Here is a 20,066-nt window from a genome sequence, read left to right on the forward strand (position 1 = left end):
CGTGCCCGCCGGGCCGAGACGTCGCGTCTGCTGGCCCCCCGCCTGCAAGCACGCGTACATCGCCGACCCGGGCAACGTCAGCGGCAACAACCGCTACTGGCTGTGGTTCGACGAGCCGGCATCGCTGATCCCGCCGAACGGCTGCTCCGCCTGACCCCGTCCCCACCTGACCCGCTTCCGGTGAGACGCTGACCGGCATGGCGAAGGTGGTCGTGGTCGGTGGGGGAGTTGCGGGACTCAGCGCGGCCTGGCACCTGCGCACCCACAGCGAGCACGAGGTCACGGTGCTCGAGGGCTCGGCGGCGGTCGGCGGCCGGCTGCGGACCGACGAGGTCGCCGGAGTGCAGGTGGACGTCGGCGCGGAGTCGATGCTCGCCCGCCGGCCCGAGGCCGTCGAGCTGCTGGACGAGCTCGGCGTCGCGCCGACCCACCCGGCGCCCGGCGGCGCCCGCCTGTGGTCACGCGAGGCCCTGGTGCCGTTGCCGGCAGGAACGTTGATGGGCGTCCCGTCCCGGCCCACGGACGCGACCGGGGTCCTGCTGCCGGACGAGATCGAGCGAGCGCTCGACGAGCAGCCACTCGACGTGACCGGTGACGTCTCGGTGGGTGACCTCGTGGACCGCGCGCTCGGACCGGCCGTCGTCGACCGGCTGGTCGAGCCCCTGCTCGGCGGGGTCTACGCCGGGCACGCGCGTCGACTGTCCGCCCAGGTCTGCGTCCCGACGCTGCTCGAGGCGGCACGGCACGGCCGGTCCCTGACGGCCACCGCAGCCGAGGCGGGCGCGCGAGCGGCCAGCGGCCCTGCGCGTCCGGTCTTCGCCGGTATCGAGGGCGGCGTGGGCAGGCTGCCGCAGCTGCTCGCCGATGCGCTCACCGCGCGCGGCGGCGTCGTCCGTACGGGAGTCACCGTGCGCGAGATCAAGCGGACGCCGGGCGGATGGGACGTCGTCACCGGACCCGTCCCGCTGCCGGAAGCCGTGGCCGCCGACGCGGTCGTCGTCGCGGTGCCGGCCCGTCCCGCGAGTCGCCTGCTGACGGACGTCGCGCCTCACGCCGCGCGGCTGCTGGGAGAGATCGAGTACGCCTCGATGGCCGTGGTGACGATGGCGTTCGAGCGGTCCGCCCTGGGGGCCGTCCCGGTGGGTTCCGGATTCTTGGTGCCTCCTGTCGACGGGCACGCCATCAAGGCCGCGACCTTCAGCTCGGGCAAGTGGCCGTGGCTGTCCGCCGCCGCCGCCGACCTGTTCGTGCTGCGCGTCTCGCTCGGGAGGCAGGGCGAGGAGGCGGTGCTGCAGCGGGAGGACGCCGACCTCGTACGGCTCGGGCTGGCTGACCTGCGGTCCGCGCTCGGCTCGCTGCCCGACCCCGTCGACACCCACGTCCAGCGGTGGGGCGGCGGTCTGCCGCAGTACGCGGTGGGTCACCTGGACCGGATCGCCTCGGTGCAGCAGGACGTGGCTCGCGTCGACGGGCTCGCCCTGGCCGGTGCGGCGTACGAGGGCGTCGGAATCCCCGCGTGCATCGCCTCCGGCCGCTCCGCCGCGGAGCGCACCATCACCCGCCTGCGGGTCCGCGCCGAGCGGGTCGGACAATGAGCGCATGACCGAGGACACCGAGCAGGCCACCGCACTGCGGCCGGGCGCGAAGAAGATCAACGAGATCAACGACACGATCCGCTACACGATGTACTCGGTCTTCCGGGTCGCGCGCGAGCTGCCGCGCGACCGTGGCGCGCTCCTCGAGGAGGCGCAGCGCCTGCTGGACGGGCTTCCCGAGCAGGGCGTGGTCGTCCGTGGCGTCTACGACGTGGGTGGCCTGCGGGCCGACTCCGACCTGATGATCTGGTGGCACGCCGAGGACATCGAGTCGTTGCAGGCCGCGTACCGCGCGTTCCTGGCCACCGAGCTCGGCCGTCACCTCGAGCCGTTCTGGTCCAACGCCGCGCTGCACCGGCCGGCGGAGTTCAACCGCTCGCACATCCCGGCGTTCCTCGCCGAGGAGCGGACCCGCAAGTACGTGTGCGTCTACCCGTTCGTGCGCTCCTACGACTGGTACCTCCTGCCGGAGGAGGAGCGGCGCACCATGCTCAAGGACCACGGCGTCGCCGCCCGCGACTACCCGGACGTGCGGGCCAACACGGTCGCGTCGTTCGCGCTGGGCGACTACGAGTGGATCCTGGCGTTCGAGGCCGACGAGCTGCACCGCATCGTCGACCTGATGCGCGACCTGCGGGCGACCGAGGCCCGGCGGCACGTGCGCGAGGAGATCCCGTTCTTCACCGGTCCCCGCGTCGAGCTCGCCGACCTGGTCGCCCGCCTGCGCTGAGGCCGTTCAGGCCTGCGGCTCGAGCCGCAGGCTGACGGAGTTGATGCAGTAGCGCTGGTCGGTGGGCGTGGCGTACCCCTCGCCCTCGAACACGTGGCCGAGGTGCGACCCGCAGCTGGCGCAGCGCACCTCCGTCCGGACCATCCCCATCGAACGGTCCTGGATGAGCTCGACGTTGTCGTCCTCCGACGGGGCGTAGAACGACGGCCAGCCGCAGTGGCTGTGGAACTTGGTGGTGCTGCGGAACAGCTCGGCACCACAGGCGCGACAGCTGTACACGCCCTCGGTCTCGGTGTCGGTGTACTCGCCGGTGAACGGGCGCTCGGTGCCCGCCTCACGCAGCACGTGGAACTCCTCGGAAGAGAGCTGCTCGCGCCACTCCTGCTCGGAACGGGTCACCGGGTACGACGTCTGCTCGGTCATGCGTCCTCCTTCTCGTCACAGTGGTCAACACGAACGGCCGGGCGGTCGTTCCCGCCCGGCCGTTCATGCTGCCCTGCGTCGGGTGTCAGCTGCCGCCGCGCAGCTGCAGCCGCACGACCTGCGGGTCGTGGTCGGAGTCCTGGTCGTGGAACTCGCTGTTGGTGTGCACGATGTCGTAGGAGTACGCCGGGCCGTGCGACCCGGCCGGCGCCTTGAGCAGAGCCGGGCTGATCAGGATGTGGTCCAGCACCTGACTGTTGCCGTCGAACACGTACGAGTAGCGCTCGTTCGCCGGCAGCGTGCGGGGCAGGTCGGTCAGCGCCGTCGAGCCGGAGCCGACCAGGATGTTCGCGGTCTCGCTGAACTCGAAGTCGTTCAGGTCACCCAGGACCACGACGTTGGCCTGGGCGTCCGCCGAGAGGAGCTTGTCGACGAAGCCACGCACCGCGCGGGACTGCTCGTGCCGCTGCGCCTCGGAGAAGCGGGTCGGCTGCTGCCAGCGACCGAACAGCGGGTCGTCGCCGCCCTTGGACGCGAAGTGGTTCGCGATCACGAAGACCGACTTGCCGCGGAAGCGGAACTGGCCGACCAGCGGCTTGCGCGAGCTGTTCCACGCCGGGTTCGCCGGGTCGATGCGGCCGGGCGAGGCCGACAGCGTCGTGCCCTTCCCGGTGCCGACCACGGTGGTCGGCGTGGTCGCGTCGCCGCCCGTGACGTCGACGAACTCCACGTCACGGTCCGGGCGGTACAGGAAGACCTGGCGGATGTTGCCGCCCGGCTGCCCGCCGTCGGTGTCGTTCTGCGGGTCGATCCAGCGCGCCTCGTACGCCGGGCCGCCGGCGTCCTTGATCGCGGTGACGAGCTTGTCGACGGTGGCCGAGGAGTCGACCGTGCCGTCGTCGGCGGCACCGCTGTTGTCCTGGATCTCCTCGAGCGCCAGGACGTCGGGGGAGGCCAGGTTGTGGGTGATCTGGCCGGCGAGCCGCTCGTACTTGGTCGCCGGGTCGCTCGGGGCGAGGTTCTCGACGTTGAAGGTCGCGACGGCCAGCTGGTTGTTGGTCTGGGTCGCAGTGGTCTCCCGCTGCAGACCCGCGGAGGAAGCCGTACCGACCTGGGTGGCGAGCAGCTTGAAGTTGCCGAAGCCGTAGTCCATGACGCCGACGGTGTCGCCGGTCAGCGTGTCGCCCACGTTCACGACCGGCATCGCGCCCTTGGGCAGCAGCGGGTCGTCCAGGATGATGCGCTGGGAGTTCGGCTGGTCGTACCCGCCGTACACCACGCCACCGCTGCGGCTGCGCTGCGCTTGCACCTGCTGGCCCGGAACGACGGGCAGCTCGCCGTAGGACTCGTTGGTCGGGCCGGTGGCGACGGCGTCGCGGACGCCGACGCGCATGCCCTCCAGCGACTCGTCGAAGTCGATCGCGGAGGTCGCGGGGTCGAACGGCACGCCGGGCTTCTCGACCGAGCCGGGGTTGCCGGCCTCGACGGTCTGGGCCGGCGCGACCCGGTCGACACCGAGGACGACGGCCGTCGGCAGCGGGTTGCCGCTGGAGGTCGTCGTGACCTTCGGCGAAGCGATCTCGGTCGTGGTGAGGTTGTCGTTGCCACCGGAACCGCCCGAGCGGAACTCGGTGACGGTCCCGGCCACGGTGACGGCGTCGCCGACGGCCACGGTCGGAGCCGTACGGCTGAAGACGAACACGCCCTCGCTGGTCGCGGGGTCCTGGTCCGGGGTGGTCGACTGGATCCAGAAGCCGTTCGAGGTCACCGCCGTGACGACGCCGGCGACGTCCCGGACCAGCTGGTTGTTCAGCGGCGAGATGTGCGCGGCGCCCTGCACCTCGGCGACGGTGGCGACGACGCCCGTGGGGGGCGGCGGGCCGTCGGTGCAGGTGACGGCGGCGGTGGCCGAGGTCTGCGGGGCCGGGGTGCCGGCGGTGAAGTCGGCGGCGTTGTTGTCGGTGTCGACGCACGGGTTGGTGCGCGACACCGAGGTGGTGTTGCTGGTCGCCGGGGCGGTGCCGCCCTCGGAGGCGCTGGCGTTGCCGTACCCGACGAGGTCGACGACCTGGCCGGCCGGGTTGACGACGGCGACGCGGCCCGCGCTGGAGGACATCGCGATGGTGCCGGTGGCGTCCGGCGTCGGCAGCGGCGCGGCCGAGGTGTTCGCGCCGTCCGCCTCCTTGACCAGGTAGTGCCGGCCGGGCGCGATCGTGCCGGTCAGCGGGGTGCGCTGTGCGGTCGTGCCGCTCGCCGACCAGTACTGGACCGACCATCCGGTGAGGTCGACCGGGGCGGAGCCGCGGTTGAACACCTCGATGAAGTCGGAGGCGTACGGGGCGCCGGAGTTGCCGCCGCCGCCGTAGGCCTCGGCGACCACGAGATCGGGCGATGCGGCGTGGGCCGACGGGGTGAGGGCGAGAGCGGCAAGGGCGAGCGACGAGGTGGTGATCGTCGCGGCCAGCCGTCGGCGCGGAGCAGGCTGCATGTGGACCTTCTTGCGGTGACGTCGGTGGACTCAGCGACTCTAGGACTCAGGAGCGGCCCGAGTGGGTCAACGTACGTAACGGTTGGCAACTGTTCACTCCCGCGAACGGCCCGTGCGGGGTCGGTGCTGCTCTATACAGTCCTGACATGAGCCCAGCGAAGGCGCAGGTCCTCGAGGTTCCGGGTCCCGACGGGGTGCGCGAGGTCCGGGTCTCCAGCCCCGACCGGGTGCTGTGGCCCGACGACGGCGTCACCAAGCTCGACCTGGCGCAGTACCTCGTGGCGGTCGCGGAGCCGTTCCTGCGGGCCAACGCCGACCGGCCCGTGGCGCTGCAACGGTTCCCCGGCGGCATCGACGGCGAGCAGTTCTTCTCCAAGAACCCGCCGCGCGGCGTCCCGGACTACACCCGCACGACGATGTGCACCTATCCCTCGGGCCGCCAGCACCCGCAGCTGGTCATCGACGAGATCGCCTCGGCCGTGTGGATGGTGCAGATGAACACCATCACCTTCCACCCGTGGCCGATGCGCAGCGACGACAACGACAACCCCGACGAGCTGCGCATCGACCTGGACCCGCAGCCGGGCCGGGCGTTCGCCGACGTGGTCGAGGCGGCGCTGGCGCTGCGGGAGCTGATGGAGTCGCTCTCGCTGACGCCGTGGGTCAAGACCAGCGGCAGCCGTGGTCTGCACGTGTACGCCCGGATCGAGCGGACCCACGAGATCCTGCAGGTCCGCCACGGCGTGATCGGCATCGCCCGGGAGCTGGAGCGGCGACTGCCGGACCTGGTGACCACCGCCTGGTGGAAGGAGGAGCGGGGCGAGCGTATCTTCGTCGACTTCAACCAGGCGTGCCGGGACCGCACCATCGCCGGGGCGTACTCCGCGCGGCCGCTGCCCGGCGCACCGGTGTCGATGCCGGTGCCGTGGTCGAGCCTGCGGGACGTCGCGGTGAGCGACTACACCGTACGGACCGCGCCCGGGATCCTCGCCGCGGACGGTGACGCCTGGGCCGGCATGGACGACGCGGTGGGCGACGTCGCCACCGCCCTCGCGCTCTGGGACGAGGACGTGCAGGAGCGTGGCCTGGGGGAGATGCCGTTCCCGCCGGACTACCCGAAGATGCCCGGTGAGCCGCGCCGGGTGCAGCCCAGCAAGAAGCGGAACGACCTCCCCGACCCGGCCGACCGGTGAGCCTGCCGTGGACGACCTGACCATCCAGCCGCTGACGCAGGAGCGGTGGAAGGACCTGGTGGCGCTGTTCGGCACGCGTGGCGGCGCCTCCTGGTGCTGGTGCCAGTACTTCGTGCAGACCGGTCGCGACTTCTCGATGGACCGGGACGCCAACCAGCGCGCGCTGCGCGCCCAGATGGTCAGCGCGCAGCGTCCCCTCGGCCTGCTGGCGTACGGCGGGGGCGTGCCGATCGGGTGGGTCGCCCTCGGGCCGCTCGGGTCCTACCAGCGACTGACCGCGAGCAGGAGCCTCGACGACGTCCGGGGCTCCCGACCGGTGGAGGACGTCTGGCGCACCAGCTGCTTCGTGGTGAAGGTCGGGCGTCGCCGCCGGGGGGTGTCGACCGCGCTGCTGCGGTCCGCGATCGGGTTCGCGCGCGAGCACGGGGCGCGGTCGCTCGAGGGACATCCGGTCGACGTGGACGCCCGCACCGGTCGTGTCGGGGGAGACGAGCTCTACCACGGGACGATGTCGATGTTCGTCGCCGAAGGCTTCCGGGAGATCGGCCGCACCTCGCCCACCCGCCCCGTGATGGAGCTGGTGCTGTGAGCGCGGCCGGAGCGGTGCCGGCGCGACCCGTACCCCCGATGCTCTGGATCGGCGGCATCCAGGGGGCTGGCAAGTCGACCATCGCCGAGCAGCTGGCCCGCCGGTGGGACCTGCCCTGCCAGCACGTCGACGCGTTCACCTACGCCCACCTGCCCCGCATGCACCCGGTGCCGCAGCTGCACGACCAGCTCGCCCGCGGCACCGACCACGCCGTCGCCATGTGGCACCGGGTCTCGGCGGAGCGGGTCCCCCTGGTGATCGAGGACATCCACGGTCGCGGTGTCGGCGGCGTGCCGACGCTGGTGGAGGGCCCCCAGCTGACACCCAGTACGGCCGGCTCGCTCGCGGTGCTGGGTGCGGTGTGGCTGCTGGCCAGTCCGGCGCGCACCCAGCAGGTACGCCGGGCTCGCGCGGTCGCGGCGCAGGACGCCGCGGCGCAGGCACGGGTCGAGCAGCTCGCACGCCGGGACGAGGCCGTCCTCCGTCAGCTGCGCGCCGCGCTGGAGGCCGCCGGGAGCGTGTACGTCCAGGTCGCCGACCGTCCCGACTGGAGCCTGGTCGTCGCTCAGGTCGAGGAGGCCCTCGCCGTGGCGCTCGCCGCAGCGCCTCGGCTCCAGGCCGGCGAGCCCCTACGGCGGCAGCGGGCGTACGAGAACGCCGCGCTCGCCCACCAGGGTCTGCTGTGGCAGCGGGCCGAGGGCATCCGGACCCTGCCGTCGGCCGAGTTCGCCTGCGAGTGCGGGCGATCGGGGTGCGTCGCCAGCCGACGAGGCACGCCGGAGGGGTACCAGCGCGCCGCCCTGCGCGGGCCGGTGCTCGCCATCGACCACGTCGCCGTCTGAGTCGACCTCAGCGCGCCCCGAGGACGTCGTCCAGGTCGTACGCCGGTGCCCGCTCGACCTGCTCGAGCAGGCACGACTCGGGGTCGCGGTCCGGTCGCCACCGCAGGAAGCCGACGGCGTGCCGGAAGCGGGCGCCCTCCAGCTGGTCGAACTTCACCTCCACCACCCGCTCCGGTCGCAGCCGCACGAAGGACACGTCCTTGCTGGAGCTGAACCGCGACCGGTCGGTCTCGCCGGTGACGGCCTCTCCGTCGTCGCCCCGCACGACCAGGTCGGCCAGCTCCTCGACCAGCTCGCGCCGGCGGGCCATGGTGAACGCGGAGATGCCGCCCACGTTGCGCAGCGTGCCGTCGGAGTCGTACATCCCGAGCAGGAGCGAGCCGACCCCCTCGCCGCTCTTGTGGATGCGGTAGCCGACGAGCACGGCCTCGGCGGTTCGGGAGTGCTTGATCTTCAGCATGGTCCGCTTACCGGGCTCGTACGTGCCGTCGAGCGGCTTGGCGACGACACCGTCCAGGCCGGCGCCCTCGAAGCGGGTGAACCAGTCGGTCGCCAGGTCGGCGTCCTGGGTCACGCGGGTGAGGTGGAACGGCGCGTCGTCGGCGAGTCCGTCGAGGCAGGCGACCAGCCGCGCGCGCCGGGTGCTGAACGGCTCGGCGAGCAGCCCGTCGCCGTCGAGGGCGAGCGCGTCGAAGAAGATGACCTCGGCGGGTGTCTCCGCCGAGAGCTTCTCGACCCGTGAGGCCGCCGGGTGGATGCGCTGGCTGAGCGTCTCCCAGCTCAGTCGTTGCGAGCCCGCCGGGCCGGAGCGCACGACGATCTCACCGTCGAGCGCGCACCGGCTCGGCAGGTGCGACCGGACCGCCTCGACGATCTCCGGGAAGTACCGGGTGAGGGGGCGGGACCCGCGAGACGCGAGCTCGACCTCGTCCCCGTCCCGCAGGACCAGGACTCGGAAGCCGTCCCACTTCGGCTCGTACGACAGCCCGCCGGGGACCGAGTCCGCGGCCGGCACGCTCTTCACCGCCTTGGCCAGCATCGGCGTGATCGGCAGCTCCAGGGGCAGGTCCATGCGCCCATCATGGCCAGTCCCGGTGACGGCCGCAGGCGCCTGTTCCTCGTGCGGCCCACCGAGCCGCCCGCGACGGGACAATGGGGTGATGCAGCTGCCCGTCACGCCTCCGGTCGCTCCCATGCTGGCCAAGGCCGTCCCGACGATCCCGCCCGAGGCGTCGTACGAGCCGAAGTGGGACGGCTTTCGCACGATCGTCTTCCGGGACGGCGACGAGGTCGAGCTGGGCAGCCGCAACGGCAAGCCGATGACGCGCTACTTCCCTGAGATCGTCGACGCGGTCCGGGCCGAGCTGCCGCAGCGGTGTGTCGTGGACGGCGAGGTCGTCGTGGCAGCGGGCGGCGTCCTGGACTTCGAGGCGTTGCAGCTGCGGCTGCACCCGGCCCGGTCCAGGGTCGAGCTGCTGGCGGGGCGTACGCCGGCGTCGTTCGTCGCCTTCGACCTGCTCGCGCTGGGCGACCAGGACCTCACGGGTCGACCGTTCGTCGAGCGCCGAGCGGCCCTCGTCGAGGCGCTGGCCGGAGCCGGCACGTCGGTGCACCTGTGCCCGGCGACGCGGGACCGCGACAAGGCGCAGCAGTGGTTCACGACGTTCGAGGGCGCCGGCCTCGACGGGGTGATCGCCAAGCCGCTCGACGGGATGTACGAGCAGGACCGGCGAGTGATGTTCAAGATCAAGCACACTCGCACTGCGGACTGCGTGCTCACCGGGTTCCGCTGGCACAAGGCGTCCACGCCGGAGGCGCCGCTCGTCGGCTCGCTGCTGCTGGGCCTGCACGACGGCGACCGGCTGCAGCACGTCGGCGTCGTCGGCTCGTTCACCGCTCGACGTCGCGCCGAGCTGGTCGAGGAGCTGGAGCCGTTGCGGCCGCGCGAGGGCGACCGGCACCCGTGGTCGGACTGGGTGGAGGCGCAGGCCCGCGAGGGCCATCGCCCCACCGGTGCCGTGTCGCGGTGGAACACCGGCAAGGACCTGTCGTTCGTCCCGCTGCGCCCCGAGCGCGTCCTCGAGGTGAGGTACGAGCACATGGAGGGCCACCGCTTCCGCCACCTCGCGCACTTCGTCCGGTGGCGCGAGGACCGTACGCCCGAGTCGTGCACCTACGAGCAGCTGGAGCAGCCGGTGGCGTACGCGCTCGGCGACATCGTCCCCGGCCTCGGCAGCGCCCGGTGAGGAGTCAGCCCAGGACGGCGGCCAGGCTCGGGATGCGCTCGCGGTAGCCGGCCAGCAGCGCGCGCGCCGTCCCGACGGAGTCGACCAACGGGTGCAGCGCGAACGCCTCCAGCGCGAGACGGGGTGACCGCTCGAGCGCCGCACGGATGGTGAGCTCCTCGACCGCCTTGACCTGCTGGACCAGCCCGAGCGCGTGACCGGTGAGCGGCTCCGCGGCCAGCGGGGACGGACCGCTCGCGTCGACCGTGCACGGCACCTCGACGACGGCGTCCTCGGGCACGCCCGGCAGGGCGCCGCGGTTGCGGACGTTGAGCAGCATCCCGGCGCGCTCGTTGCGCGCGATCGCCGCCATCAGAGCCAGCGCGACACCCTCGTACCCGCCGCCGGCGACGTCGGTGTCGTCGCGCTCCTCGCCCTCCTCGCGGGCCTCGGCCATGTACGTCTCGTCGCGCGCTCGTCGGGTCTGCTGCCAGAGGGCGTACGCCTGCTCCGGTGCCGCGCCGACGGCCCGGTAGAACTCGGCCTGCGAGCGCAGGAGGTACTCGCCCCGGGTCTCCGCGCTGCCGCGGATGCCCGCGACCGCCTCCCGGGTGAAGTAGAAGTAGTAGAGGTACTCGTTCGGCAGCGCCCCGATCGTCTGCAGCCACTGCGCCCCGAACAGCCGTCCCTCCTCGAAGGACTCCAGCAGCTCCGGCCGGGCCAGCAGGTCCGGCAGGACGTCGCGCCCGTCGTGGACGAGGCGCTGCAGCCAGCCCAGGTGGTTCAGCCCGGAGTAGCCGAGCCGGACGCGGTCGGCGTCGATCCCGAGGGCGGTCGCCGCCCGCCGACCGAGCCCGATGGGGGAGTCGCAGATGCCCATCACCCGGTCGCCGAGCACGGACTGCATGGCCTGGGTGATCATCCCGGCGGGGTTGGTGAAGTTGATGACCCACGCGGTCGGCGCGAGCCGGCGGACGCGCTCGGCCACGTCCAGCGCGACCGGGATCGTGCGGAGCCCGTACGCGATCCCACCCGGGCCGGTCGTCTCCTGCCCCAGCACGCCGAGGTCGAGCGCGACCCGTTCGTCCTGGGTCCGACCCTCCAGCCCGCCGACCCGGATCGCCGAGAACACGAAGTCGGCACCGTCGAGGGCGGCGTCCAGGTCGGTCGTCGCCGAGACGGACGGCGCGTCCGGGCGACCGTGCGCCTGCTGCCGCAGGATGTGCTCGACCGTTTGCAGCCGGTCCGGTGCGACGTCGTGCAGGACCACCTCGTCGACGCGCCGCTCGTGGGTGTCGCGCAGCAGCGCGGAGTACACCAACGGCACCCGGAAGCCGCCGCCGCCGAGGATCGCCAGCCTCATCCGGTCACCGTCCGGCGTCGGGGATGCGTCTGCCTCACCTCGCGGACGCTACCAACCGGCGTACAGGCGTGCCGTTCTCCGCAGGTCTCCTTGTGCCCGTCGGCGGTGCGGTCGATGATGGCTCCACCCGTCCGAGGAGCCGCTCGTGCCCGCGCCACCGTTCGACCCGCTGGCCGACCTGCGCGCGCCGGGCGACCCGCAGGTGGACGTCCTCCTCCAGGGCATGGTGTTCCTGGACATCATCTTCAGCGGGCTCTCGCGGATGCCGGGCAGCGGCGAGGAGCTGTGGGCCGAGGGCATGGGGTCCTGCCCGGGCGGCGCGGCGAACCTCGCCGTCGCCACGGCCCGGCTCGGGCTGCGCACGTCGCTGTCCGCCGCGTTCGGTGACGACGACTACGGCGACTTCTGCTGGCGCACCCTCGCCGAGCAGGAGCACATCGACCTGAGCACCTCCCAGCGGTTCGAGCACTGGCACACCCCGGTCACCGTGTCGATCGCGGTGGACGACGACCGCCGCATGGTCACGCACGGCCACGAGGCACCCGAGCCCGCCACGACGATGATGGGCACTCCACCGCGCAGCCGGGCCGTGCTGTTCGACCTCACCCCGAACCCGCGCGAGGAGGACGTCGCCTGGATCCGGACCGCCCGCGACCAGGGCGCCCTGCTGTTCGCGGAGGTCGGCTTCGACGGCAGCGGCGTCTGGGACCCCGCCACGCTCGGGCAGCTGGACCGCTGCCACGCCTTCACCCCGAACGCCGTCGAGGCGATGGCGTACACCCGGACCGACACCCCGTACGACGCGCTGTACGCGCTCGCCGACCTGGTGCCGCTGGCGGTCGTCACCAACGGCTCCCAGGGCGCGCTCGCGATCGACAGCTCCACCGGTGAGGAGGCGACCGTCCCGGCGCTGCGGGTCGCGAGCATCGACCCGACCGGCGCCGGCGACGTGTTCTGCGCGGCCCTGACGCTCGGCACGCTCGCGCGCTGGGAGCTGCGCCACCGGCTGAACTTCGCGGCTCTGTGCTCCTCGCTGGCGGTGCAGGAGTTCGGGGGCTCGCTGGCGGCGCCGGGCTGGGGGGACATCGCGGACTGGTGGCACGCGCAGTGCGCGGCCGAGGAGGGGACCGCGCTGCAGCGTGCGGTGCGGCGCCGGTTCGAGTTCCTGGACGACCTCGTCCCTGCCATCCCGCCGTCCGCGGTCCGCCGCGCGGCCGCCACGATCGCCCGTCGCTCCGATGTCTGAGCCCGACCGAAGGAGTCCGCTCATGAAGCACCACGGCCTGCTGGCCCTCACCGCGACCGCCGCTCTCGCGCTCAGCGCGTGCGCACCCGGCTCGGGCGACGACGACGGCGGGTCCTCCGGCTCTGCCACGGCGCGCAGCGTGAAGACCGACGCGAGCGCCCTCGGGAACGTCACGCTGACGGTGTGGGACCAGGAGGTGCGCGGCGGCGGGAACGCCCAGTTCACCCAGCAGATCGCGGCGTTCGAGAAGAAGTACCCGAACATCAAGATCAAGCGCGTCTCCCGCTCCTTCGACGACCTGACCAAGACGCTGCGGCTGGGGCTGTCCGGCAAGGACGCGCCGGACATCGTGCAGGCCAACAACACCCGCTCCCAGATGGGTCAGTTCGTCAAGGCCAAGCAGCTCATCCCGCTCGACCCGTGGATGAAGGCGTACGGCTGGGACCAGCGCTACCCCGCGTCGGTGCGCTCGGTCGTCTCCTACTCCCCGGACGGCAAGACCTTCGGCAAGGGCAACCTGTACGGCCTCCCGCAGGTCGGCGAGGTGGTCGGCCTCTACGTCAACAAGGCCAAGCTGGCCAGCCTGGGTCTGCAGCCGCCGAAGGACTGGGCGTCCTTCGAGAGCTCGCTCGCCGCGGCGAAGGGCAAGGGTCAGACGCCGCTGGTCCTCGGCAACCTGGACAAGTGGCCCGCGGTCCACGTGTTCGGGGTCGTCCAGGGCCAGTACGTCAAGGCCGACCAGGTGCGCGCCCTCGGGTTCGGCAACCCCGGCGCCTCCTGGACGACGCCGGAGAACACCAAGGCGGCGAGCACGCTGGTCGACTGGGTCGACAAGGGTTACTTCAACAAGGGGTTCAACGGGCAGGGGTACGACCCCGCCTGGCAGTCCTTCACCAAGGGCCAGGGCGTGTACCTGATCGCCGGCACCTGGCTGCAGGCCGACATCTCCAAGGCGATGGGGTCCGACGTCGAGTTCATGGTGCCGCCGCCGGCGAGCACGGGCGGCACGACGTACACCACCGGCGCGTCCGGCCAGCCGTTCGCGATCACCAACAAGGCCAAGAACCCCGACGCCGCGGCGGCGTTCATCAACTTCATCACCACCCCGGAGGCGATGAAGGTCATCGCCCGCACTGAGAACCTCCCGGTCGTCGACACGGCTGCGCAGAAGGCACCGAACCCGTTGGGGCAGCAGGTTTTCCAGGCGTTCGACACGACCACGCGCAACAACGCGCTGCTGCCGTACCTGGACTGGGCCACACCGACGATGAGCGACACCATCGGCGCCGCGCTGCAGGACCTGCTCGCCAAGAAGGCCACTCCGGACCAGACGCTGCAGCGGCTGCAGAAGGACTACGCGGCGTTCACCGGCCAGGGCTGAGGTGGCCACGACGACACGGGCGCAGGTCGCGCCGACGACGCGGACGGGCCGGGCCCGGCGGTCCGGACCCCCGGGGGAGCCGCGTGCCATCGGCTGGCTGTACGTCGCTCCGGCCCTGCTCGTCTACGGCGCGTTCCTGCTCTACCCGCTGGTGCGCTCGGTGCAGTTCTCCTTCTACGACTGGGACGGCCTGGGCGTCGGGACCTGGGCCGGTCTGGACAACTACCGCGAGGTGCTGCGCGACGAGGGGCTGCGGCAGGCGTTCGGGCACGCCTTCGTGCTGATGCTGTTCTTCGCCGTGCTGCCCCTGGTGATCGGCACGGCGCTGGCCGCGATCCTCAATCGGGCGCGGGTGCGGGGTCTGGGGTTCTTCCGCACCGTGGTGTTCCTCCCGCAGGTCGTCGCGATGGTCGTCGTCGCGGTGTCCTGGCGGCGGATCTACGCCCCGGACGGCACCCTGAACGACGTGCTCGGCGCGATCGGGCTGGACGGGCTCGCCCGGGCCTGGCTCGGCGACTACACGCTGGCGCTGCCGGCGGTCGGGCTGATCGGGACGTGGTTCGAGACCGGTCTGGTCACGGTGCTGCTGCTGGCCGGCATGGGCCGGATCGACACCCAGCTGTACGAGGCGGCCCGGCTGGACGGCGCCGGCCCGGTGCGCGAGCTGCTCGCCATCACGCTCCCGGCGATCCGGGGCGAGATCGCGGTCGCGCTGACCCTGACGGTCATCGCCGCGCTGAAGACCTTCGACCTGGTGTACGTCGCGACCAAGGGCGGCCCGGGCAACCAGACGAGCGTGCCGTCGTACGAGGTCTACCACCAGGCGTTCGAGCTCGGCCGGGTCGGGCTCGCGTGCGCGATCGGCGTCGTCCTCACGGCGGTCATCTTCCTGATCTCGTTCCTGATCACCCGCGTCGGCGACCGGAGCGAGCCGTGAGGGTCGGCCGCGGCGAGCAGACCGCCAACTACCTGATCCTGCTGGCCTTCGCCGTCGTCGCGGTGTGGCCGGTGCTGACCATCGTCGGGTCCGCCCTGGGCAAGGACGGCGACGCACCCGGGGGCCTGGCGAACTTCCACCGGGCCTGGGACGCGGGGCACTTCGCGACCTACCTGCGCACCAGCCTGCTGGTCTCCGCGATCGTGGTCGTCGTCGCGACCCTGCTCTCGATCGCGTCCGGGTACGCCCTCGGGGCGTTGCGGTTCCGCGGCTCGACGGCGCTGTTCTACCTGTTCCTGCTCGGCATCATGATGCCGGCGGAGGCGATCGTCGTCCCGCTCTACTTCGACCTGCGCAGCGTCGGTCTCACCGACACCCTCTGGGCGGTGGTGCTGCCGCAGATCGCCCAGACGGTGGCCTTCGGGACGTTCTGGCTGCGCGCGTACTTCCGCACCTCGAGCCGCTCGATGGTCGAGGCGGCCCGGCTGGACGGCGCGTCGAGCTGGACGATCCTGTGGCGGGTCCTGGTGCCGCCCGCGCGCCCGGCGATCACGACGCTGGTGGTGCTGACCTTCATGTGGACGTGGAACGAGTTCCTCATCCCGCTGGTCATGGTCACCGACGACTCGCTGCGGACGGCACCGCTCGGCCTGGCCTTCTTCCAGGGGCAGTACACCCAGGGGTTCACCCTGCTGGCTGCCGGTGCGGTGCTCGTCGCGCTCCCCGTCGTCCTCGTCTACCTGTTCCTGCAGCGACACTTCATCGCGGGCATGCTCGAAGGCGCCGTTCGGGAGTAGTTCCTGAGAAGATGGTCCGGTGCTCAGGACATCGCGGCTGACCAAGGCTCTCGGGGTGTGTGCGGCCGTCACGGGCGGTGCCGCGCTGGCGGCCGGGCTCGCCGGACTGGGCACCGCCGCCTACTTCATGCGCCGGATCGTGACGCCCGAGCGCGACCAGCCCGACGACGCGCAGGTCCTCTCGGTGACCGGAGCGACGGTGACCTTCACCGCGGACGAGCCGTCCACCGCGCCCGGCCGGTACGGCCTGTGGCTCGACCGCGGGGCCGGGCACGCCCGCATCGGCGAGGTCATCACCCAGGACGACCGGGCCCGTACGGTGACCCGCGAGCTGCTGGGCCCCGACAGCGGGACGTTGCGCCCCGGTCCGGCGCGCTGGAGCCAGTACTTCTACGCCGGTCCTCCCGGCGAGTCCCTCGGGCTGCCGTGCCAGGAGATCGTCGTGCGCAGCGAGGTCGGTGCACTCCCCGCGTGGCTGGTCCCCGGCCACGGTCAGCACGCCGAGCGCTGGGCCGTCCTCGTGCACGGCCGCGGCGCGCTGCGCGAGGAGTGCCTGCGCGCCCTGCCGGTGCTGCGCGAGCTCGGGCTCACCTCGCTGGTCGTCGGCTACCGCAACGACCTGGACGCACCACCGAGCGCCGACGGTCGGTACAACCTGGGCCTGTCGGAGTGGCAGGACGTCGAGGCAGCCATCGTGCACGCCCTCGAGCGCGGCGCGACCGAGGTCGTCCTGATCGGCTGGTCGATGGGCGCCGCGATCGTCCTGCAGACCCTCGACCGCTCCTGGACCTCCGAACGGGTCAGCCGCGTCGTCCTGGACTCCCCAGTCATCGACTGGGGCGACGTCATCGAGCACCAGGCCCGGGTCAACCGGGTGCCCGACGCGATCGCCACGCTCGGCCGCGACCTGCTCTCCGGACGGGCGGGCCGCCGGCTGATCGGCGTCGCGCAGCCCGTCGACGTCGCCGAGACCAACTGGGTCGCCCGCGCCGACGAGCTGACCCACCCCATGCTGGTGATCCACTCCGAGGACGACGACTTCGTCCCGTACGGCCCCTCGGCAGCGCTCGCGGACGCCCGCCCGGACCTCGTGACGTTCGAGCACTGGAAGCTCGCGGGTCACTGCCGGGAGTGGAACGTCGACCCGGTTCGGTGGGAGAGCGCGGTCCGCGACTTCTGCAGCAGCTGATCTGGACGAGGCGGCGGGCCGGGGGTGCGGTCGCCTAGCCTGCGGTCCATGGAACCGGTCTACACGCCAGTCATCGGGTTCGCCCGGACGCTGTTCGCCGCGCAGGGGCTGCGGTTCACCATCTCCGGCGCACACCACGTACCGCGCACCGGCGGCGCCGTCATGGCCATGAACCACCTGTCGTACTTCGACTACGCCTACGCCGGCCTGCCCGCGCTCGACTCCAGGCGGCTGGTCCGGTGGATGGCCAAGAAGGAGATCTTCGACCACGCGGTGATGGGTCCCCTGATGCGCGGGATGAAGCACATCCCGGTCGACCGGGAGGCGGGTGCGGCGGCGTTCGACGAGGCGGTCACGGCCCTGCGATCCGGTGAGATCGTCGGGGTCTTCCCCGAGACCACGATCTCCCGCTCCTACGAGCTGCGCGAGTTCAAGACCGGCGCCGTCCGCATGGCGATGGAGGCCGGCGTGCCGATCCTGCCGACCATCGCCTGGGGCAACCACCGGGTGTGGACCAAGGACCACCCCAAGCAGCTCGGCCGCAGCCGGACCCCGATCACGCTGACCGTCGGCGAGCCCGTCGAGGTCGCACCCGGCACCGACCCGGTCGAGGCGACTGCCCGGCTGCGCGCCGTGATGGAGGAGATGCTGCATCGGGCGCAGGACGAGTACGAGCCGCTGACCGGCGAGAACGCGAAGTACGCGCCCGCGCGGATCGGCGGCGCCGCCCCCACCGTCGAGGACGCGGCCCGGCTGGACCAGGAGGAAGCCGCCGCGCGAGCGGCTCGCCGGGCCGAGCGGTCCGCCTGACCAGCCGGCTGTCCACACCCCGGCGCCCGGCGGCTGCGTCGTCCACAGCGGCGATGCGGCCGCCGGCTCGCTGTCCGGACCACTCACTACCGTCGAGCCCATGACCGATCCCACTGTCACGACCGAGTCCGCCGACCTCCTCGCGGTCGCCGACCGGGTGCTCGGCGCGCTCGCGGGTCCGGGCGCGCACCTGCGCCCCGACCAGGAGACCGCGGTCCGGGCGCTCGCGGAGCCCGGCTCGCGCGTGCTCGTCGTGCAGGCGACCGGCTGGGGCAAGTCGGCGGTCTACTGGGTGGCCACCGCCTGGTCCCGGGCCAGGGGTGGTGGTCCGACGCTGGTGGTGTCGCCGCTGCTGTCGCTGATGCGGGACCAGGTCGCGGCGGCGGGGCGCGCCGGCCTGCGCGCCGCGACTCTGAACAGCTCCAACATCGGCGAGTGGTCGGCCATCGAGGCCTCACTCGCGAACGACGAGGTCGACGTGCTGCTCGTCTCGCCCGAGCGCCTGGCCAACCCGGGGTTCGGACGGCGGGTGCTGGAGTCGCTCGCCGGCCGGCTCGGGCTGCTGGTCGTCGACGAGGCCCACGCCGTGTCGGACTGGGGCCACGACTTCCGGCCCGACTACCGCCGCGTGGCGGACGTGCTGCAGCGGCTCAACCCGCAGACACCGGTGCTGGCGACGACGGCGACCGCCAACGCCCGCGTCACCGACGACCTCGCCCGCCAGCTCGGCACGTCGACGACCGTGCTGCGCGGACCGCTCGCCCGGTCCAGCCTGCAGCTCGCCGTGCTGCCGCGGATGGACCCGTTGTCCCGCTACGCCTGGGTCGTGGAGCACCTGCCCGAGCTGCCCGGCTCCGGCATCGTCTACACCCTGACCGTGGCCGACGCCGAGCGACTCACCGAGGCGGTCCGAGCACGGCACGGGGACGACCCGGCGCTGCGGGTCGCCGCGTACACCGGCAAGCTCGACGCGGGGGAGCGGGAGCGGTGGGAGGACGCGCTGCGCGCCAACCAGGTGAAGGCCCTCATCGCGACGTCCGCGCTCGGAATGGGTTACGACAAGCCGGATCTCGGGTTCGTCATCCACGTCGGCGCCCCTCCGTCGCCGGTGTCCTACTACCAGCAGGTGGGTCGAGCCGGCCGCGCCATCGACCACGCGTCCGTGGTGCTGCTGCCCTCGGCCGGCGACGACGGTGTGTGGGAGTACTTCGCGACAGCGACCATCCCGCGACGCGACCACGTCGAGAAGCTGCTCGCGACGCTGGGGGAGCACGACGAGCCCGTCTCCGTGCCCGCCCTTGAGGCCGAGACCGGACTGCGCCGGACAAGGGTCGAGCTGATGCTCAAGCAGCTGGCCGTCGACGGTGCCGTCGAGCGGACGCAGGACGGCTGGGTCGCGAGCGGGCAGCCGTGGGAGTGCGACCAGGCGCACTACGACGGGGTGCTGGCGGTGCGGCGGCGCGAGGCCGACATCATGCGCCGCTACGTCGACGGCGCGTCCTGCCTGATGCAGCTGCTGCAGGAGTCGCTCGACGACCCCGACGCCGCTCCCTGCGGGCGCTGCTCGGTGTGCCTCGGCCACCTGCCCGAGCCGTTGCGGCCCACCGCGTCCGACGACGCGATCGCCGCCGTACGAGGCGTGCTGCGCGGTGAGACCCACGTCCTGGAGACACGCAAGATGTGGCCGGGCGGCGCCTTCGGAGCTCGCGGGCGCATCCCTGCGCACCTCGCGGCCGAGCCCGGACGGGTCATCGTGCACGCGGACGCACCGGAGTGGCGCGAGGTGGTCCAGGGCGTGCTCACCCACGACGCAAAGCCACCGCAGGAGCTGCGCGACGCGGCCGTCCGCGCGCTCGCGGGGTGGAAGGACGACTGGGCCCAGCGCCCCGAGGTCGCCGTGTCGTTGCCGGCGGCGGGTCTCACCCACCTGGTCCGTGGGCTCGCCGACCACCTCGCACAGGTCGGCCGGCTCGAGCGCGCGGACTGGTCGCCCGCCGGCGACGTCGACACCGACCTGACCTCAGCGGACGAGGCGGCCGCGTGGCGTGGCGTCCTGGACCCCACACCGGTCGCGGATGCGGTGGCCGGCCGGTGCGTCCTGCTGGTCGTGGACGCCTCCGCATCCGGCTGGGTCGTCACGGTGGCGGCGGCCGCGCTCCGGGAGGCGGGAGCAGGGCGCGTCCTGCCGCTGCTGATCCATCGCCGGGTGTGAGCGGCGGATCCGTCGGGTGTCGCACTGGACGCGCCGTGCCTCGGCA

The 20,066-nt window shown here is 72.6% G+C and carries 18 protein-coding genes; 14 read left to right on the forward strand and 4 right to left on the reverse strand.

Annotated elements, in window-relative coordinates; all coding sequences use genetic code 11:
• Position 1 precedes the first annotated feature (1 nt).
• Genes P4R38_RS16575 through hemQ form a run of 3 tightly spaced genes read left to right on the forward strand, consistent with a single transcriptional unit; the run spans position 2 to position 2,325 of the window.
• On the forward strand, positions 2 to 154 hold the full coding sequence (locus P4R38_RS16575) for a hypothetical protein (RefSeq protein WP_277193129.1): 153 nt from the start codon (positions 2 to 4) through the stop codon (positions 152 to 154).
• A gap of 43 nt (positions 155 to 197) precedes the next feature.
• Complete coding sequence (hemG, locus tag P4R38_RS16580; protein WP_277193130.1) at positions 198 to 1,595, forward strand: protoporphyrinogen oxidase; 1,398 nt, start codon at positions 198 to 200, stop codon at positions 1,593 to 1,595.
• Positions 1,596 to 1,599: 4 nt separating this feature from the next.
• The gene (gene hemQ, locus P4R38_RS16585) at positions 1,600 to 2,325 is read left to right on the forward strand and encodes a hydrogen peroxide-dependent heme synthase (RefSeq protein WP_275239408.1); all 726 of its coding nucleotides are present in this window, start codon (positions 1,600 to 1,602) and stop codon (positions 2,323 to 2,325) included.
• 6 nt (positions 2,326 to 2,331) lie between these two features.
• Here the strand turns inward: hemQ and msrB are convergent, their stop codons facing one another.
• Both msrB and P4R38_RS16595 read right to left on the reverse strand, forming a co-directional pair.
• Positions 2,332 to 2,748 (reverse strand): peptide-methionine (R)-S-oxide reductase MsrB, encoded by a 417-nt coding sequence (gene msrB / locus P4R38_RS16590; RefSeq protein WP_275239410.1) that lies wholly within the window; start codon positions 2,746 to 2,748, stop codon positions 2,332 to 2,334.
• A gap of 85 nt (positions 2,749 to 2,833) precedes the next feature.
• Positions 2,834 to 5,236, reverse strand: coding sequence for a lamin tail domain-containing protein (locus tag P4R38_RS16595; RefSeq protein ID WP_277193131.1), 2,403 nt, complete (start codon positions 5,234 to 5,236; stop codon positions 2,834 to 2,836).
• 146 nt (positions 5,237 to 5,382) lie between these two features.
• Here P4R38_RS16595 and ligD point away from each other — a divergent pair, with 146 nt between their 5' ends.
• From ligD to P4R38_RS16610, 3 genes are read left to right on the forward strand one after another with little or no spacing between them, the layout of a single operon-like run.
• Entirely contained in the window at positions 5,383 to 6,429 is a 1,047-nt protein-coding gene (gene ligD / locus P4R38_RS16600) for a non-homologous end-joining DNA ligase (protein ID WP_277193132.1), read from the forward strand.
• Positions 6,430 to 6,436: 7 nt separating this feature from the next.
• A complete protein-coding gene (locus P4R38_RS16605; protein ID WP_277193133.1) occupies positions 6,437 to 7,018 on the forward strand; it encodes a GNAT family N-acetyltransferase in 582 nt (193 codons plus the stop codon).
• The gene (locus tag P4R38_RS16610) at positions 7,015 to 7,860 is read left to right on the forward strand and encodes a P-loop NTPase family protein (RefSeq protein WP_275239415.1); all 846 of its coding nucleotides are present in this window, start codon (positions 7,015 to 7,017) and stop codon (positions 7,858 to 7,860) included. The genes P4R38_RS16605 and P4R38_RS16610 overlap by 4 nt, the downstream gene beginning before the upstream one ends.
• A gap of 7 nt (positions 7,861 to 7,867) precedes the next feature.
• Here P4R38_RS16610 and P4R38_RS16615 read toward each other — a convergent pair whose 3' ends face one another.
• Entirely contained in the window at positions 7,868 to 8,932 is a 1,065-nt protein-coding gene (locus P4R38_RS16615; RefSeq protein ID WP_277193134.1) for an ATP-dependent DNA ligase, read from the reverse strand.
• Between the two features lie 88 nt (positions 8,933 to 9,020).
• Between P4R38_RS16615 and P4R38_RS16620 the strand changes: the two genes are divergently transcribed.
• Positions 9,021 to 10,106: an ATP-dependent DNA ligase gene (locus P4R38_RS16620; protein ID WP_277193135.1), complete on the forward strand. Its 1,086-nt coding sequence runs from the start codon at positions 9,021 to 9,023 to the stop codon at positions 10,104 to 10,106.
• Between the two features lie 4 nt (positions 10,107 to 10,110).
• On the opposite strand, the gene P4R38_RS16625 is transcribed toward P4R38_RS16620, so the two are convergent.
• Complete coding sequence (locus P4R38_RS16625) at positions 10,111 to 11,448, reverse strand: 6-phospho-beta-glucosidase (RefSeq protein ID WP_277193136.1); 1,338 nt, start codon at positions 11,446 to 11,448, stop codon at positions 10,111 to 10,113.
• A 145-nt stretch (positions 11,449 to 11,593) separates the two neighbouring features.
• On the opposite strand from P4R38_RS16625, the gene P4R38_RS16630 reads away from it, so the two are divergent.
• The 7 genes from P4R38_RS16630 (at position 11,594) to P4R38_RS16660 (ending at position 20,020) form a co-directional block, all read left to right on the forward strand.
• Complete coding sequence (locus tag P4R38_RS16630) at positions 11,594 to 12,694, forward strand: carbohydrate kinase family protein (RefSeq protein WP_277193137.1); 1,101 nt, start codon at positions 11,594 to 11,596, stop codon at positions 12,692 to 12,694.
• Between the two features lie 22 nt (positions 12,695 to 12,716).
• A complete protein-coding gene (locus P4R38_RS16635) occupies positions 12,717 to 14,075 on the forward strand; it encodes an ABC transporter substrate-binding protein (RefSeq protein WP_277193138.1) in 1,359 nt (452 codons plus the stop codon).
• A gap of 1 nt (position 14,076) precedes the next feature.
• The gene (locus P4R38_RS16640; protein WP_409201279.1) at positions 14,077 to 15,012 is read left to right on the forward strand and encodes a carbohydrate ABC transporter permease; all 936 of its coding nucleotides are present in this window, start codon (positions 14,077 to 14,079) and stop codon (positions 15,010 to 15,012) included.
• A complete protein-coding gene (locus P4R38_RS16645; RefSeq protein WP_277193139.1) occupies positions 15,009 to 15,809 on the forward strand; it encodes a carbohydrate ABC transporter permease in 801 nt (266 codons plus the stop codon). The genes P4R38_RS16640 and P4R38_RS16645 overlap by 4 nt, the downstream gene beginning before the upstream one ends.
• 19 nt (positions 15,810 to 15,828) lie before the next feature.
• Positions 15,829 to 16,998 (forward strand): alpha/beta hydrolase family protein, encoded by a 1,170-nt coding sequence (locus P4R38_RS16650; protein ID WP_277193140.1) that lies wholly within the window; start codon positions 15,829 to 15,831, stop codon positions 16,996 to 16,998.
• Positions 16,999 to 17,046: 48 nt separating this feature from the next.
• Complete coding sequence (locus P4R38_RS16655) at positions 17,047 to 17,808, forward strand: lysophospholipid acyltransferase family protein (protein WP_277193141.1); 762 nt, start codon at positions 17,047 to 17,049, stop codon at positions 17,806 to 17,808.
• 100 nt (positions 17,809 to 17,908) lie between these two features.
• Positions 17,909 to 20,020 carry a RecQ family ATP-dependent DNA helicase gene (locus P4R38_RS16660; protein ID WP_277193142.1) on the forward strand — a complete coding sequence of 704 codons (2,112 nt, stop codon included), beginning with the start codon at positions 17,909 to 17,911 and terminating at the stop codon, positions 20,018 to 20,020.
• Positions 20,021 to 20,066 lie beyond the last annotated feature (46 nt).

It is taken from the genome of Luteipulveratus flavus (genome assembly GCF_029439465.1).
GTDB lineage: Bacteria > Actinomycetota > Actinomycetes > Actinomycetales > Dermatophilaceae > Luteipulveratus > Luteipulveratus flavus.